The 16,319-nt window shown below is 55.2% G+C and carries 14 protein-coding genes; all 14 read right to left on the bottom strand.

Annotation, left to right across the window (positions count from 1 at the left end; all coding sequences use genetic code 11):
- Window positions 1–10: 10 nt before the first annotated feature.
- A complete protein-coding gene (locus tag MKX63_RS15855; protein WP_341018214.1) occupies window positions 11–550 on the bottom strand; it encodes an RNA 2'-phosphotransferase in 540 nt (179 codons plus the stop codon).
- A gap of 749 nt (window positions 551–1,299) precedes the next feature.
- On the bottom strand, window positions 1,300–2,055 hold the full coding sequence (gene sigF, locus MKX63_RS15850; protein WP_076084301.1) for an RNA polymerase sporulation sigma factor SigF: 756 nt from the start codon (window positions 2,053–2,055) through the stop codon (window positions 1,300–1,302).
- An 11-nt stretch (window positions 2,056–2,066) separates the two neighbouring features.
- Window positions 2,067–2,522, bottom strand: a complete 456-nt coding sequence (gene spoIIAB / locus MKX63_RS15845) for an anti-sigma F factor (protein ID WP_341018213.1) — start codon at window positions 2,520–2,522, stop codon at window positions 2,067–2,069.
- The gene (gene spoIIAA, locus MKX63_RS15840) at window positions 2,519–2,872 is read right to left on the bottom strand and encodes an anti-sigma F factor antagonist (RefSeq protein WP_036727462.1); all 354 of its coding nucleotides are present in this window, start codon (window positions 2,870–2,872) and stop codon (window positions 2,519–2,521) included. Before spoIIAA ends, spoIIAB begins: the two co-directional genes overlap by 4 nt.
- Window positions 2,873–3,066: 194 nt before the next feature.
- The gene (locus tag MKX63_RS15835) at window positions 3,067–4,305 is read right to left on the bottom strand and encodes a D-alanyl-D-alanine carboxypeptidase family protein (protein WP_445323506.1); all 1,239 of its coding nucleotides are present in this window, start codon (window positions 4,303–4,305) and stop codon (window positions 3,067–3,069) included.
- A 189-nt stretch (window positions 4,306–4,494) separates the two neighbouring features.
- Window positions 4,495–4,920, bottom strand: coding sequence for a hypothetical protein (locus MKX63_RS15830; RefSeq protein WP_341018211.1), 426 nt, complete (start codon window positions 4,918–4,920; stop codon window positions 4,495–4,497).
- 75 nt (window positions 4,921–4,995) lie between these two features.
- A complete protein-coding gene (locus MKX63_RS15825) occupies window positions 4,996–6,006 on the bottom strand; it encodes an acyltransferase family protein (protein WP_341018210.1) in 1,011 nt (336 codons plus the stop codon).
- Between the two features lie 773 nt (window positions 6,007–6,779).
- Window positions 6,780–7,742 (bottom strand): ABC transporter ATP-binding protein, encoded by a 963-nt coding sequence (locus MKX63_RS15820; protein ID WP_341018208.1) that lies wholly within the window; start codon window positions 7,740–7,742, stop codon window positions 6,780–6,782.
- Window positions 7,739–8,716, bottom strand: coding sequence for an ABC transporter ATP-binding protein (locus MKX63_RS15815; protein WP_341018206.1), 978 nt, complete (start codon window positions 8,714–8,716; stop codon window positions 7,739–7,741). Before MKX63_RS15815 ends, MKX63_RS15820 begins: the two co-directional genes overlap by 4 nt.
- Before the next feature lie 107 nt (window positions 8,717–8,823).
- Window positions 8,824–10,104, bottom strand: coding sequence for a M20 family metallopeptidase (locus MKX63_RS15810; protein ID WP_341018205.1), 1,281 nt, complete (start codon window positions 10,102–10,104; stop codon window positions 8,824–8,826).
- A 107-nt stretch (window positions 10,105–10,211) separates the two neighbouring features.
- Window positions 10,212–11,813 (bottom strand): ABC transporter substrate-binding protein, encoded by a 1,602-nt coding sequence (locus MKX63_RS15805; protein WP_341018203.1) that lies wholly within the window; start codon window positions 11,811–11,813, stop codon window positions 10,212–10,214.
- 145 nt (window positions 11,814–11,958) lie between these two features.
- Entirely contained in the window at window positions 11,959–12,855 is an 897-nt protein-coding gene (locus tag MKX63_RS15800) for an ABC transporter permease (protein WP_445323505.1), read from the bottom strand.
- Window positions 12,856–12,885: 30 nt separating this feature from the next.
- A complete protein-coding gene (locus MKX63_RS15795; protein WP_341018202.1) occupies window positions 12,886–13,896 on the bottom strand; it encodes an ABC transporter permease in 1,011 nt (336 codons plus the stop codon).
- A gap of 241 nt (window positions 13,897–14,137) precedes the next feature.
- Entirely contained in the window at window positions 14,138–15,664 is a 1,527-nt protein-coding gene (locus MKX63_RS15790) for a PucR family transcriptional regulator (protein WP_341018201.1), read from the bottom strand.
- Window positions 15,665–16,319 lie beyond the last annotated feature (655 nt).

Below are 16,319 nucleotides of genomic sequence, written 5' to 3'. Positions count from 1 at the left end.
TCTATCCTATTCAGTTCAATGTAATGAATCCGGGAGGAATAGAGTCCGCGAGCCAAATATTATGATTTCCGTGGTAGAACTTGATTCCTTCCTGTGCGGCCCGCCCGGCATCGATGGTTAAGATTACAGGACTTGAATCCTTGCGCCCTCCCACCAGCTTGGCTGTAGCCGTATCCACCGAGAAATGAACATACTGCCTCTTCATTGGTTTCAGTCCTTCGTGCAGAATCGTCTCTACCCATTGCCTGGCTGTTCCGTGGTACAAAATAGGGGGCGGCGTTTCAGCCTGCTTGATTATTTTTTGCGGGACCGAGTGACCATACAGCGCCCTTATTCTGCCCTCCGCAAGCTCGTGCCGCTGCTTATCCGATGCCGCGATCATTTTGTCCAGATCCTCTGCACCGACTGCTTCCCACTTCTTGTCCTGATGCAGTGAGTGGAGCAGCTGTTCAATATCCACCCACCCCTGTTCATCCAATTCCAGTTCATATTCCCACGGAGCGTGACGCAGAGCGTAGGAGACCTCCTTGCTGAGTTTTGCATAATCCATTGGCTTTAGTCCTCCATAGTCATTTGGGATCATTAGTTAGTTGCTGCAATCATCAATTGTTGAGTTTAGCCTAGTTTAGCATATGTGAAGCTTCCGGGATAACCATGCGCAAAGCTATAGGTGTGCTGCTTCTTTCGGGGCGCTCCATCGGGGGGCTACAACAAGAGTCCACTGGGAGGCTCCATCTGGGGCTCCATCCGCTATGTAGGCGGACTGGCATTCCGCTATTTCTGCTTATCCGTCGGATATGCGAAGTGCGCGGACTCAGTGGAGCTATGTGGCTGGATTTCGCTTGATTAGGGGCCAAAAAAACAAGATAACGTAATCTGAGTCCACCTCACACTTCTCAGCTATGCATTATGGAGCATTCTAGCTAAACAGCTCTCTCAACACTGGCCTTAGACTAATCTGGTCTCTGTATAGCTCAGGTATGGTTGGCGTGGTAGCACAATGATCGTGGTAAAAGAGGGCCGTGAACGCACGCAAAAAGCCGCCCCTCAAAGGGGCGGCCCGCCTTGCACCCGTCACTGAACATTACTTACCTAACCATGCTCCACACGGTCCCTGCCGCTTAGCGGCCGGGCTTCTTGCCTGCTGCACTGCTGCGTGCTGTACCGGGCCTTACCGAGCTGCCGCCGATCCAATGTTGCAGCATACCCGCTGCGGCCAATGCCACTCCACTGTGATACGCTGCTCGCTACTGCTTATCAGCGGCGGCTGCACGAGGCGGCTGCGCACCAGCCTTAATTCTACTGCGCAATCTGCTCGCGGATGTTCGCGAGAATCTTCTTCTCCAGCCTCGACACCTGCACCTGCGAGATGCCGAGGCGGCTGGCGACTTCCGACTGGGTCTGATCGCGGTAATAGCGCAGATACACGATCAGACGCTCGCGCTCGGTTAACGCACCGATGGCCTCGTTCAAGGCCAGCTTGTCGAACCAGCGCTCCTGCGACTCGTCAGCGATCTGGTCGATCAGTGTGATCGGATCGCCGTCATTCTCGAAGACGGTCTCGTGGATCGAAGTCGGCGGCTTGTTGGCCTCCTGGGCGAAGACGATTTCTTCGGGCGTGACGCCCAGCGCTTCGGCCACTTCACCGATGGTCGGGAGGCGGTCGAGCGTTTTGGACATCTCATCCTTCATCTTGCGCACCTTGTTGGCCATCTCCTTCAGCGAGCGGCTGACCTTAAGTGTGCCGTCATCGCGCAGGAACCGCTGGATCTCGCCGATAATCATCGGCACCGCATAGGTGGAGAACTTGACCTCATAGCTGAGATCGAATTTATCAACGGACTTCAGCAGTCCGATACAGCCGATCTGGAACAAATCATCCGGTTCATATCCGCGGTTCATAAACCGCTGCACCACCGACCAGACGAGGCGGATATTGCAGTTGACCAGCGTGTCGCGGGCCGTATGGTCTCCGGCTTGACTGAGCGCGATTAGACGTTTGACCTCCGCATCGTCCAAATAGGTCGGCGGAGCTTTTTTTGCTTCTGCATCCATGGCTCCAACCCCTAATTGTATAAAGCTTTTTTCGAGACGATGGTTTTCTTCATGGAGATTGAGGTTCCGCGTCCCGGTTCGCTGATAACCTCGAATTCGTCCATGAAATTCTCCATAATGGTGAAGCCCATACCCGACCGCTCCAGCTCCGGCTTCGAGGTATACAGCGGCTGCTGGGCCAGCTCCAGATCCTCAATGCCCCGGCCCTTATCCTCAATCTTCAGATGCACGGTCTCATTGTCGAGCGAAGCGGATATGCTGACAATGCCAGCGGGATCACTGTCATAACCGTGAATAATACAATTGGTAACGGCCTCCGAGACTACCGTCTTCAGGTCATTCAGCTCCTCCATCGTCGGATCGAGCCGGGAGACAAAGGCAGCCACTACGACACGCGCGAACGATTCATTCTCCGACAGCGCAGCAAACTGGACACTCATGAAGTTACGGGCTTCGCTACTAGTCATAACGCGACCTCCAAATCCGAGAGTGCAGCGCTCTCGTCGTCATATAAGGGCATGATTTTGAACAGGCCCGACATTTCCAGCAGGCGCTTCACAGGCGCTGTGGCATCGCAGACTGCCATTTTGCCGCCCTTACTGCGGATCAGCTTGTACCTCCCCAGAATCACTCCAAGACCCGAGCTGTCCATGAACTGCAGCTCCTTCAGACTCAGAATCAGATGCTCCACCTGGCCCCGCATAATTGCTTCATCCATATCCATACGTACATAATCGGCTGCGTGATGATCCAGTTCCCCGGACAACCGGACAATCAGCACACCCCGGTGATGCTCCATCTCCACATGAGAATTCATGCTTGCCACTCTCCTCTTCGTTGCTTGGACAACCTTCCTGTAACCATTTCTTTCCCCTACAGGGACAAGGTTTCTACACCGCAACTTAGGATTCCTGCCTCACGACAAAACTAGAAGAAAACCCCTAAGAACTTACACAAAGCCCCTAGTTCAATCTACAAAAAGGAACAAACAAGCTTGAAGCGGCTGCGGCCTTAATCCTTCGTGAACATAGCGCCCGTTGCCCGCTTGAACAGCTTCCACCAGCCTGCCTTCGGGACAGCCTCGCCTGCCTTCAGCTCGTATTCCTTCAATACATCGTTCCCCTGATAGACCACCAGCTTGCCGACCGTCTGGCCTTCAGCGACCGGAGCCTTGACATGCTCATCCAATACCAGCTTATTACGGATACCCTCCTGGGTTACTCCTTTGCGGAGCAGGACACTATAGTCTTCCTTCGCCACCAGCGGCAGCTGCGACTTGACGCCCTTCTCAATCCTTACCGTGCCGATGGTGTCGCCTTCCTTGTGAATCGTATGCAGTTTATATTGGGAAAAGAGGTAGTCGAACATCGCCGAGACCTCGCTGTTGCGGGTCTTGGTGTTCGGTTCGCCCAGCACCACCGCTACAGCGCGCAGACCGTCTCTGGCCGCCGTCGCCGACAGGCAGAACTTCGCTTCGGACGTATATCCCGTCTTCAGTCCGTCAGCTCCCGTGTAGAACCGCACCAGCTTGTTAGTGTTGACCAGCCAGAACGGCTTGGTGGAATCCTTGCGCAGGTAATCCTGATAAGAGCCGGTGTATTTGATAATCTGCTCATGCTTCAGCAGCTCCCGGCTAATGACGGCAATATCATGCGCGGATGAATAATGATTCGCAGCAGGCAGACCATTACAGTTGGCGAAATGAGTATCCTTCAGGCCCAGGTCCTGCGCCTTCTGGTTCATGAGATCAACGAAGGCGCTCTCCGAGCCGGCGATTTTCTCCGCCATAGCTACGGAAGCATCATTGCCGGAGGCCATCGCAATACCCTTCAGCATATCGTCTACCGTCATTTCCTCACCCGGCTCTAAGAAAATCTGTGAACCGCCCATCGATGCCGCATATTCGCTGGTCCGCACCTTGTCGGTCAGCTGCAGTCTGCCCTCGTCCAGCGCCTCCACGGTCAGCAGCATGGTCATAATCTTGGTAATACTGGCCGGCGGAAGTTTATCATGGCTGTTCTTCTCATAGATGACCGTGCCTGTGCTGGCATCCATAAGAATGGCAGAACGTGCCCCCGGCGCAAGCGTAGCAGCCGCCCCTCCGGCATTGCCGGAATTTGCGGTGCCTTTGGCTTTTTCCTCGGCCCAGGCTCCTGTAGCGCCTCCCAGAACCGATACAGCAATGCACAGCACAAGCGTAACATAACGAATTTTCCTCACAATGGTTCCCCTCCTGAACTTAACCTTCATTTCACAGGTACTGTGTTCCAGTTTCGTCAGAATGGCAGGAAATTATTCCATTTCAGCGAGAAATAGAAGGATTAGCTATCTTGTGAAACAGATATATTCTGTATTTCAAACTATATTTCAAAAAAAGGCTTCCCCAGGTATCTTCACAGATACTTGAGAAAGCCTCTTTTCCATGGCGCTAAGAATGGCCTATCCGCCGATAGCCAATGCGCTGAAAATAACAGGTCCCACCACTGTAGCAATGGCGTCAACATCCTGATTCTCCACAATCAGCTGATAGTTCTGCACACCGGCCGGGACGTTGATATCTACCATATGCAGCGAAATAATACCGTCGTCATTGTAATTCTCTTCAAGCTCTACCCGAGCATAGAATATTTCGGTGCCTGCCCGCCAGATGCGGACCAGCACATTAGGAGTATCCAGAGTAACATCCACGCCGATGGTGGCTTTCAGTTCAACCTTATTGGGAAAATGTCCTGGAACTGCGGGATCGATATGAACCGAGGTTCCTGCAATCTGTATACCTGCCGGAGAAACAGGGACGGGTATGGAAACCCCGTTAGTAATAGGTGTAACTACGGATGCGTTATAATCCAACAGTATTTTGGCCAAAGGGTATCACTCCTTTTCATATTCTACTAAAGTATATGTAAAATATGAAAAAGAGCTTGTGCACCTGTCCGCGCGTTAGCGTGCGTTGCTAGAGTTCACTGCCGGACGGCTCCCGCCCTTATGCCCGAGATAGAGTCTGGAGAGCACCGGAGAGCGCACAGCCCACATGGCCACGAGCAGCGGCACACCTACCCCGATCAGCGTAAAGGGGATTAGCCCGTAATCCGCGCCAAGCAGATATTTCAGGCTGTAATTCAGCGGCAGATGCAAGTACATGATCGCAATAGAGTTGCGCCCCAGGCTGCCCATCCAATCCAGCGGAACAAGCTGCACCAGCCGGTACACCCCGGCGCAAATGGTCAAAGAGACCAGCAGCGGAACCGCGAGATCCAGCACGAGTGAGGTATATTCCTTGTACTTCATATTCAAGCTGTATTGAATAACCCCCCTCCGTTCCAGCAGCAGCACAAGGCCGCATAACGGGAGCAGCACCGGGAGCGCCCAATAGCGGCGGATCAGCGCAGGGATCACCTTTTTACCGTAGAAGCCAATGGCATAGTAAGTGATGGCAAGCAGCGACACATCTATATTCCAGGGAAGGTTGAAGTTCTTGAGCGAGGTCAGCGAGATTACATGAGAGAGGAGGTAAGCAGAGGCGATTATGAGTAATTGGATACTGCGGGAATAACGGACGATATATCCGAACAGCAGCTGGGTGAACAGCAGGCAGGTGATGAACCAGAACACCCCGTAAGGACCGGTAAGCGACAATCCCCCGTACAGCAGCCTCGCCACATTCTCTGCGAACCCCTTAAGATTCAGGTTGAACAGCAGCAGCACTGCGGCAATCAGGAGCCCGTAGGCAAAATAAGGAGTCATCAGCCCCCGTGTCCGCTTCACTGCCCAGCGCAGATAACGTCCGGATTCGATCGGCTTAAACAGCAGCCCGCTAAGCATGAAGAACAAAGGCATCCGGAACCAGGACAAATAATGATTCGCTGCCGCATCGCCCGAGTGGCCCATAACGACAAAAATAATACTGAATCCCTTGGCGGCATCAATCCATAATTCGCGTGGTTTATTCACTGTCTTCTCCCATCTCCTCCCATAACAGTTGTAATTTAAAGTAATTATAAAAGGGTTTGTTTTTATTTTCAAACTTCTGTGAAATATTTCATTGTTATTTCTGAAAGGTTATTCCCTTAACAACGGAGCAGACTCTGTAAAAATAAGTCATTCTGCCTAGACGGGGGATGCTGTCCCAAACTAGCTTATCATAGGGCTAAAGTCTACGGTGTTGCCAGTGACGTAGCGGGCAGAAAAGGCGGCTGGTAGGGTGAGGGGAAGATGGAGGCGGGCTGCCGAATGTAATCGGTTTTTCGATTACATTTGGACCACACGCCTCCGCAGGGGCGAATGTAATCGGTTTTTCGATTACATTTGGACCGCACGCCTCCGCAGGGCCGAATGTAATCGGTTTTTCGATTACATTTGGACCACGCGTCTCCGCAGGGCCGAATGTAATCGGTTTTTCGATTACATTTGGACCGCGCGCCTCCGCAGGGGCGAATGTAATCGGTTTTTCGAATGTATGCTGTTTTCCGCATACATTCGGCCCACATGGCTGCGTCGAGCCTAATGTATGCTGTTTTCCGCATACATTCGGCCCACATGGCTGCGTCGAGCCTAATGTATGCTGTTTTCCGCATACATTCGGTCCACATGGCTGCGTCGAGCCTAATGTATGCTGTTTTCCGCATACATTAGGCCCACATGGCTGCGTCGAGCCTAATGTATACTGTTTTCCGCATCCAGCAAAAGCAAAGGGCCACCCGCTGCCGGATGGCCCATAATATTACTTAATACAAATGACAGGCCACCTGATGGCCCGAATCCAGCTCCCGCAGCACGGGCGCTTCCGACTTGCAGCGGTCCATCGCATGCGGACAGCGGGGGTGGAAGGCACAACCCGTGGGCGGTGTCTCCGGGTTCGGAACATCCCCGGTCAGGACGATGCGCTGCTTCTTCAAGCCCGGATCCGGCACCGGAACGGCAGACATCAGCGCCTGCGTATACGGATGCAGCGGCTTCGCGAAGAGTGCCTTTGTCGGCGCCAGCTCGACAACCCGTCCCAGGTACATGACGGCCACCCGGTCGCTGATGAACTTCACAACCGACAGGTCATGCGAAATGAACATATAAGTAAGGCCATATTGCTCCTGCAGATCCTGCATCAGATTCAGCACCTGGGCCTGGATGGAGACATCCAGTGCCGATACCGGCTCATCGCAGACAATGAACTTCGGATTCAGCGCAAGCGCACGGGCAATCCCGATCCGCTGCCGCTGGCCGCCGGAGAATTCATGGGGAAAACGGTGAGCCTGATAGGGGGACAGGCCCACCACCTCCATCAGCTGCTCGACTCTGCTTCGCAGCTCGCGGGCGGGAGCCGATCCGTGGGTACGGAGCGGTTCCTCCAGAATGCGCTGGACTGTCCAGCGGGGGTCGAGTGAAGCATAAGGGTCCTGGAACACCATTTGCATATCGGTACGGAACTTGCGGAGCTGCTCCGTATTCAGGCTGCGCACATCGGTGCCGGCGAACATAATCTCGCCTTCTGTCGGCTCAATCAGCCGCAGAATGGCCCGTCCGGTGGTCGACTTCCCGCAGCCGGATTCCCCGACCACCGCCAGCGTCTCTCCCTGCTCAACGGATAGGGTAATGCCGTCAACGGCTTTGACCGCACCGACCTGCTTGGAGAAGAAGCCTTTGCGGATCGGATAATGCTTCTTCAGATTGCGTACTTCCAGTAATGTGGTCATAGAACCCCCTCCTGCTGCAGGATACAGCGGCATGTATGACCCGGCTGCACTTCAAGCAGCTCCGGGAGCTGCTCCCGGCAGCGGTCCACCGCTACAGGACAACGCGGCGCGAACCGGCAGCCGGGCGGCAGGCTGGCCGGATTCGGCACCTGGCCCGGAATCGAGCTGAGGCGGTCCTCATCCCCCGCCAGCTGGGGCAGGGAAGCCAGCAGCCCTTGCGTATACGGATGCAGCGGCTGGCTGTACAGGGTAGCCACGTCCGTCTCCTCGACAATCTGACCCGCGTACATGATAACGACCCGGTCACACATCTCGGCAACGACTCCCAGATCATGCGTGATCATCAGGATCGACATGCCCTCATTCTTTTGCAGATCCCGCATCAGATCAAGGATCTGGGCCTGAATGGTCACATCCAGCGCTGTCGTGGGCTCATCGGCTATGAGCAATTGTGGATTACAGACCATCGCCATGGCAATCATCACCCGCTGCCGCATCCCGCCGGAGAGCTGATGGGCATACTGCTGGGCAATCTTCTCCGGGCGGGGAATCCCCACCTTGCGCAGCATCTCCACCGCCCGGGCATCCGCCTCCTTCTTGCTTAGCTTCAAATGATACCGGGCAGATTCGGAGATCTGGCGCCCGATCTTGAACACCGGATTCAGCGAGGTCATCGGCTCCTGAAAAATCATCGCAATCCGGTTCCCCCGGATGCTCCGTACCTCTTTCACCGACATCTCCAGCATATCCTTGCCCTCAAACCGGATACGGCCGGAAGCAATCCGGCTGATCCGCTTAGGCAGCAGCTGCATGATGGAGAGTGAGGTGATACTTTTGCCGCAGCCGGATTCTCCGACAATGCCCAGCGTCTCTCCCTTGCGCACTGACAGACTGATGCCGTCCACCGCACGGATCGTACCCGCCGCTGTCTGGAACTCGGTGCATAGCCCTGATACCTCCAGCAGTTCTGTCATGATTGCCCCTCCCTTCTTCATCCCCACAAAGTGAAGTATTTACTTCGATGATTACTCAGGTACTTTGCGGAGCCCCCAAGTAATTATTCCTCATCTTATTCCTCTTCTTATTGCTCTTCTTCCACACCCAGATATTTAAGCGCCGTCAAAGCATACACCTTCGCACACTGGATAATCTGCCAGACAGGAGCTTTCTCATTGAAATTATGAATCGTAGACAGCTCGGCCGGGCCATATTGCAGCACTGGAATGTTATGAGTGCGGAAATGGCGCGCATCGCTGGAGGCCCATTGCAGCACCCCGTAGGCTTCTTCCCCGCTTACCTCACAAATGCTCTCAACCAGATCCTTGACTACAGGCTCCTCATCGGATGTCCAGTTGGCATTGCCCTGGAAGCCGAAGCCCTTCACCTCGGATTCAATGCCAGCTTCAAGCAGCAGGGAGCGGGCACGGTCCAGCACATCACGGTAGTCTACCCCGAACGGTACACGGGAATCGACCTGAATCGTGCAGCGGTCTGCCACTACGTTCACCTTGGTTCCGCCCTGGATCGTTCCGATGTTGACCGTCACATGGTCGAATACCTGATAGGCAAGGGAATCTCTGTCTTCGCTGCCCTTTACATACTCCTGCGAGATGCGGATAATCTCCCTTACTTCCTCAGGCACCTCGACCTTAATGTCCCACAGGCGCTGTAAGGCTTCAATCCCTTTGGCGGCCTTCACAATGGCGCTGTCTCCAACCACTGGCGACAGGCTGCCGTGACCCGGTGTGCCTTCGACGGTGAATTCGAACCAGCAGCTGCCCTTTTGCCCGATGGTCGGGTTCAGCGGGCCGGAAGGCTCGGCAATCACCGCAGCGGTTCCGGTAATCAGGCCGCGCTCCAGCACCCAGGGAACTCCGAGATGACCGCCCGTTTCTTCATCGGGCACGATCAGAAGGGACAGATCCCCTTGCAGCGGGACGCCCAGCTTCGACAGCAGTGCAGTGACGTAGATTAACCCGGCCAGCCCCGCTTTCATATCCGAAGCGCCTCTGCCCAGCAGATAGCCGTCCACAATATCGCCGCAGAAGGGATCAAAGTCCCAGCGCGAACGGTCCCCGGCCGGAACGACATCGGTATGTCCGCAGTAGATCAGCTTTTTGCCGGTGCGCTCCTCTGCTCCTGCGCCCAGGGTGGACACCAGATTGAACATGGTTTCAGTCGCCGGATAGATCGAAGTATCGATCCCGGCTTCCTTCAGATAACTAATAATATAAGCGCTGATCTCCCGCGAATCTCCCGGCGGATTCTCCGAAGGGAATCGGATCAGCTCAGAGCACAGCGCAAGCAGCTCCTCCTGCCCGGCATCAATGGCCTCCAGTACCTTGCTTTTCCAGTCCGTCATGGGTTACGAATTCTCCTTTGTGCTCCCCTCTCCGGGGACCGCTTGAATTTGTGACAAGAAGAGGGACGAAGCCCAGGGCTTGTCCGCTCTCTTTTAGCCAAACCTGCTTATTCTGTAATCGACAGCGGATAGAAACGGATCACTTCATCCGGGTAGAAGGCGTAGCCGCTGATCTTGTTGCTCATACCGACAATGCGGTTATATTCGTAGAGATACGCCCAAGGTGCTTCTGTCGTGATGATCTCCTGAGCCTGCTTGTAGAGCTCTGTACGCTTCGCCGTATCTGTCTCCAGGTTCGCCTGCTCCCACAGCTTGTCTACTTCAGCATTCTGGTAGTTGATATAGTTGGAAGAGCCCTTGCCGTACAGCAGGAAGCCAAGATGGTAGCCAGGATCATTGACGAATGAAGTCCATTTAGAGATATAAGAGGTCAGATTATTGGTCTTCTGCTGCTCTAGGAACTGGGCACGGGCCAGCTTGTTGATCTTCATGTTGACTCCGATTTTGGCCAACTCAGCCTGGATCAGGACTGCATCATCTTCCCAGTCATCGAAGCCGGAGCCCAGCGTGAAGTCGAAGTCAAAGCCTTTCTCGTAGCCTGCTTCCTTCAGCAGCGCCTTAGCCTTGTCCAGGTTGTACTCATACACATAGCCTGCATCAGTGAAGCCTGGGGTGTTGCTCGCTACCGCACTCTTCATCTGCTTGGCCTGGCCGTACATGACCCCGCTCAGCAGCTGATCGTAAGGAATCGCATAGTTGATCGCCTGACGGACTTTTACATTATCGAACGGCTTGATCTTGTTGTTCATGGCGAAGAACAGAATCCGGTTACTCGCATTGGAAGCGACCGTCAGCGCCGAATTGCTCTCCAGCGTGGATACATCCTTCGGAGGAATCTCAATCGCCATGTCTACATCGCCCTTACCCAGCAGCAGCACGCGGTTCGAGGCTTCCTTGGTGAACTTCAGAGTTACCTTGCCGAGGCTTGGCGCACCCTGCCAGTAGCTATCATTAGCGGTGAATACAGCTTCAGTAGCCGGGTCCCACTTCGTAAGCTTGAACGGGCCGGAACCGGCGGCATTCGTCTTCAGGTAATCTGCACCCTGTGCTTCTACCGTCTTCTGGTCCACGATGGAGAAGGTGTACATCGCCAGAATCTGCAGGAAGTTATGGTTGGCATTCGTCAGGGTCACTTCAACGGTCGAAGGATCTTTTACTGTCACCGTCTTGATGGAGGCCATGCCGTAGAGGAAGCTGCCGGAGCTGGACTTCGCCACACGTTCAAAAGAATACGCCACCGCCTCGGCATCCACCGGATTGCCGCTCTGGAAGCTCACGCCGGATTTCAGCTTGAACGTATACACCGTGTTGTCAGCATTCACTTCCCAGCTCTCTGCGAGCATGGGCTTGATATCTTCGGTATTGGCGATGCTGGCGCCATTCTCGGTCTTGATGCCGTAAGTGACCAGCTGATCATAAGCGGCCAGTACAAGCGTATCGGAGGTCAGATCGTTGGCTTCCGCCGGGTCGAGCGTGGTGCCGCCCTCGGAATAGGCCACCGTCAGGTTCTTTTTGACCGGCGCTGCGGTTGCTGCGGTATCTGTTCCTGCCGAAGTGGCAGCAGGGGTCTGCGGATTGGCACTGCTGGCGCAGCCGGCAAGCATGATTGAAAAAGCGACGAGTGTGGACAACAGTTTAACTTTTTTCATCGGTAATTCCTCCCTTTTCTATATCCTGCCTGCAAAACAACTACTTGTGCTGCTGATGATTGTCTGCCACCCTACGTTCCAGCTGACATTAATCTATCTATCTTTATCGGGGATGGGGCAGCCTTGGGGGATTCCCTGCTACGCCTCATTTCCCCGAACGCAACCGCGGGTCTAGCACATCCCGGAAGCCGTCTCCGAGTAAGTTGAAGCCTAAGATGGAAGTAGCAATGCCGAGGCCTGGAAAAGTAACCAGCCACCACTGCCCGGAAATGATATATTCCCGGCCTTCGGAGATCATCGCGCCCCATTCGGCAACCGGGGGTCTGACCCCCAGCCCCAGGAAGCTGAGACTGGACGCGGTCAGGATGGCGAAGCCCATCCCGAGCGTAGCCTGTACCATTAACGGAGCCAGGGCATTCGGCAGAATGTGGCGGTACAGAATGACTCTATCCTTCACACCAATGGCGCGGCTGGCTTCGATATACTCCTTCTCCCGCAGCGAGACCGTCTGGCCGAACATCAGCCGGGCGAATTCGGGAATGCCGACAATGCCGACGGCGATCATTGCGCTGCTGAGTCCGGCGCCGATCGAGGCGGCAATCGCCATTGACAAGACCAGGGACGGGAAGGACAGCAATACATCCATGACCCGCATGATGATGGTTCCGGTCCGGCCGCCATAGTAAGCGGCAATCCCGCCCAGCGGCATCCCGATCAGGAAGGAGATCGAGACCGCGATCAGGCCGGTCCAGATGCTGATCCGCGCGCCGTACAGCACCCGGCTGAGAATATCCCGGCCGAAGTTGTCGGTTCCGAACCAGTGGCTGCCGGAGGGCGGCTGCAGCTTGTTCGCCATGTCCGTGACGAACGGATCATGCGGAGCCAGCCAGGGGGCGAAGATGGCTACCATAGTCCAGATCAGGATGAAGGTCAGCCCGATGGCCGCCAGGCGGTTGTGCAGCAGCAGGGATAATAGGGTCCGGGGCTTCGCCGGTGCTGGCTTCGCCGGACTGCCCTGTGCTGAATGTGCTGCAGTGCTCACAAGCAATCTCCTCCTCTCACACAAGCTGTTCTATTCATAGCGGATTCTCGGATCAATGAACCCGTAGATCAGGTCGACCGCCAGGTTAATTCCGCAGTAGAGCACGGCACTGACCAGGGTGAACGCCTGGATCGGCGCGTAATCCGCCGCCAGGATGGAGTCGGTGACATAGCCGCCGATTCCCGGCCAGGAGAAGATGGTCTCCGTGATGACCGCGCCGCCCATCAGGAAGCCGAACTGGAGTCCGAGCACCGTTAGCGTAGGGATCAGCGCATTGACCAGCGCGTGCTTGTAGATGACGGCCGATTCCCGCAGCCCCTTGGCCCGGGCGGTGCGGACGAAGTCCTGATCGACCACCTCCAGCATGCTGGAGCGGGTCATCCGGGCGATGATCGCCATCGTGCCGGTACTGAGGCAGATGGCCGGAAGCAGCAGATGCGCGAGACTGCTTTTGAGTGCGGCGGTATCTGCGGAGAGCAGACTGTCCAGTACGTACAGCCCGGTGATATGCACCGGCGGGTTGAGATCCCCGCTGATCCTGCCCATCGGCGCCGGTGCCCAGCCCAGAATGGAGTAGAAGATATAGATGAACATCAATCCGAGCCAGAAGATTGGCACACAAGCACCTATCAGGGAGAACACGCGGGAGATATGATCCAGAATCGACTCCTTGCGAGTCGCGGCGATAATGCCTACCGGAATGGCGATTAGAACGGCAATCAGGATGCTGGCCAGGGTCAGCTCAATCGTAGCCGGGAAGCGTGAGGCCAGATCACTTGCGACCGAATGTCCGGTGTGATAGGCATAGCCGATATCGCCTTGCAGCAGCTGCCCGATGTAAGCGAAGAACTGGATATACAGCGGCTTGTCCAGCCCCATATCCTGGCGGATCTTGTTCACAATCTCCTCTGGAGCCTGCTCTCCGGCCAGCATAATCGCAGGATCGCCCGGCAGCACTCTCGATAGAATGAAGGTGATGACGATAATGCCGAGCAAGGCTGGAATCATCTGCAGAAGTCTTTTTAATGTATAAGCAAACAATGAATCAACCCCCTTACGACTTCGACTGCTGTGCCTCTGTTACGGAATTCTTCTCTCATGTCAGGTAATGCGTGTATGCTTTGTCTTATTAAAGTGTTGAGCTAATTCTACATAGATTTTCACAGTCACTCTACGTCCCGTTCAGCTAAAAAAATGCACAACCGTTTGTCGGTTGTGCACTATCAAGGACCATGAATGTTAGATTTACTCACACAACATTCCAGAAATCTTCCAAAGCGCCCTATTTTTCCTGGAGGTAGTAGTAAATCAGGCATAAATGACAGACGAACTGCTCGCGCGGATCATTCAGATCGAAGCCGGTGATATCCCGAATCCGCTCCAGCCGGTACTTGACGGAGTTACGGTGGATATAGAGGCTGTTCGCCGTCTCAATCAGACTGCCCCGGCACTCCAGATAATGATAGAAGGTCAGCAGCATATTGCTGTCATGCTCCTGGTCGTATTGCAGCAGCTTGCCCAGCTTGCGCTCGAACAGCCGCTCGAATCCCGGACCGCCAAGCCCCTCCAGCAGATGATAGACCTCCATCTCTTCATAGCGGGTGATCTCGCCGGGGCCTTGTCCCAGCCTTCTGGAGATGGACAGCGCTTTGCGCGCCTCGTTATAGCTGGTGTGGATGTCCCACAAATATTCCGAGGTGCCGATACCGCAGCGGTAGCTGCTTAAGCCTTCGTTCTTATCCTGCAGCCAGCCGCCCAGCGTCTTCTCCCACGGCTCCTCTGCGTCACCGCCCGGCGTGAACCTGCGCCCCTCCTGTGTAGGCAGGAACAGCACCGCCCGGCTCGAACGGTACTCTGCGTGCGGCATGACGCCGCGCTTCTTCGCCTCCCGCTCCAGCAGCCGGTTCACTGTATCCTCGCTCGGCGCCGTCTCCCCTTCAATGACGGCCACCTCCCACTTGTGCTCCGGGTTCATCCCAAGCTGGCGGGCCCGCCGCTGGACTTCATGTCTAGACGGCAGCGGCGGGGTCAGCAGCTCATCGATGAAGTTGCCGCGCAGCCGGAATTCCGTATCTTCAGCTACCTTACGGCGCATCAGTTCAAGGGCAAAAACAAGCCGGGCCTGCTCTATGCCCACCTCTTCCATATCATCGAGCCGCTCCTTGTGGACGAGCAGCCGGGCAACCGTCCTGCGGTCCACATGGATGTTCCAGCTCAGCGGTGCGGCGCTCTGCACCCAGTCATAGTCTGCCGGTGAGGATACAATAATCTTCCGCTCCGTATCCACGAGTGCTACCGGAGCCTTCAGGAACTCCGCCACACTGTCGCTGACCGCCTGAATGCCGCTGTTCTCCAGCACCATGGTGGTCAGCGTGCGGTAGACCTCCTCCGCCCGGCGCAGCAGCATTGCCTGCCGCCCCAGCAGCAGCTCCATCACCGGCTGCGTGATATCCGTGTACGGAATCTCGGGCGGGATCTCCACAATCGGCAGACCGCAGGCATTGCTGGCCTCGATGGCTCCCTGTGGGATCTCCTTTAGGAAGCGGGCCGGCTTAATCGCCAGCGCCGCTGCACCCAGATTGTCGAGCGTGTAGATCACCTCGGTCAGCAGCGAAGGATCATGCCGGATCGAATAGGCCGTTGTCAGCAGCATCACCCCTTCGCTGATCCAGCCTTTCAGATCCGGGACCTCCATAATATCCACGAACCGGACCACCCGGTCCAGCCCCTGCTCCCCGCTGATGACCTTCGCTTTCCCTAGCACCGAGAGCTCCATTAGCTCCCGCAGCGTAATTCCTCGTGTATTCACCCTTCCGCCTCCCTCTCCTGTCTTCAGTATTTCATGATTTTTCCTAAAATATGCCACATCTCTGCCGCCAGCCACTTTTTGCGTTCCCGCTAGTTTATCAGAGATTCCCGCCGAGCCACAGGAAAATCATATCCAGTTGGCGATATTTTCGGTGTGAACACGCATTAGGAATAAATTGGATGGTGGTGGATGCGACGGGAGCGATTTCAGGGGGAAGGGGTTAGTAGCGCTAGGGACAGAGATAGGGGCGGCAAATGGGAAGAGGGTGAGAGAGGGAGGTAGGTAGGGAGGTAGGGAGGTAGGGAGGCGGGTCAGAGGGATTTATCCCTTTAATTATGCGCAGCGGGCGCGTTTCGCCGCATTCAGAGGGATTTATCCCTTTGATTTCGAGCGGCGGGCGCGTTTCGCCGGATTCAGGGGGATTTATCCCTTTGATCTCGAGCATGGAGCGTGTTTCGCCGATTTCAAAGGGATTTATCCCTTTGATTTCGAGCGGCAGATGTATGCAGATATGTTACCTATGGCTAAGTGCTCTAACCAATTTAGTACTCTACACCTTCTGGCTATTTCCCATTCTATAGCGCTGCATCATACTCCCTATGTACCTGACCAACTATAATTCACCTCGTTACTCTCCTCACTAACTGTTCTATTC

This window comes from Paenibacillus sp. FSL R7-0179 (assembly GCF_038002265.1).
Lineage (GTDB): Bacteria > Bacillota > Bacilli > Paenibacillales > Paenibacillaceae > Paenibacillus_AQ.
The sequence above is the reverse complement of the archived record's forward strand: the minus strand, read 5'-3'. Positions and strand labels throughout refer to the sequence as shown.

Coding starts and splice junctions, on each gene's coding strand:
- MKX63_RS15855 (WP_341018214.1), bottom strand. CDS start 550: ATGGATTATGCAAAACTCAGCAAGGAGGTCTCCTACGCTCTGCGTCAC.
- sigF (WP_076084301.1), bottom strand. CDS start 2,055: ATGGATGCAGAAGCAAAAAAAGCTCCGCCGACCTATTTGGACGATGCG.
- spoIIAB (WP_341018213.1), bottom strand. CDS start 2,522: ATGACTAGTAGCGAAGCCCGTAACTTCATGAGTGTCCAGTTTGCTGCG.
- spoIIAA (WP_036727462.1), bottom strand. CDS start 2,872: ATGAATTCTCATGTGGAGATGGAGCATCACCGGGGTGTGCTGATTGTC.
- MKX63_RS15835 (WP_445323506.1), bottom strand. CDS start 4,305: ATGAAGGTTAAGTTCAGGAGGGGAACCATTGTGAGGAAAATTCGTTAT.
- MKX63_RS15820 (WP_341018208.1), bottom strand. CDS start 7,742: ATGACCACATTACTGGAAGTACGCAATCTGAAGAAGCATTATCCGATC.
- MKX63_RS15815 (WP_341018206.1), bottom strand. CDS start 8,716: ATGACAGAACTGCTGGAGGTATCAGGGCTATGCACCGAGTTCCAGACA.
- MKX63_RS15810 (WP_341018205.1), bottom strand. CDS start 10,104: ATGACGGACTGGAAAAGCAAGGTACTGGAGGCCATTGATGCCGGGCAG.
- MKX63_RS15805 (WP_341018203.1), bottom strand. CDS start 11,813: ATGAAAAAAGTTAAACTGTTGTCCACACTCGTCGCTTTTTCAATCATG.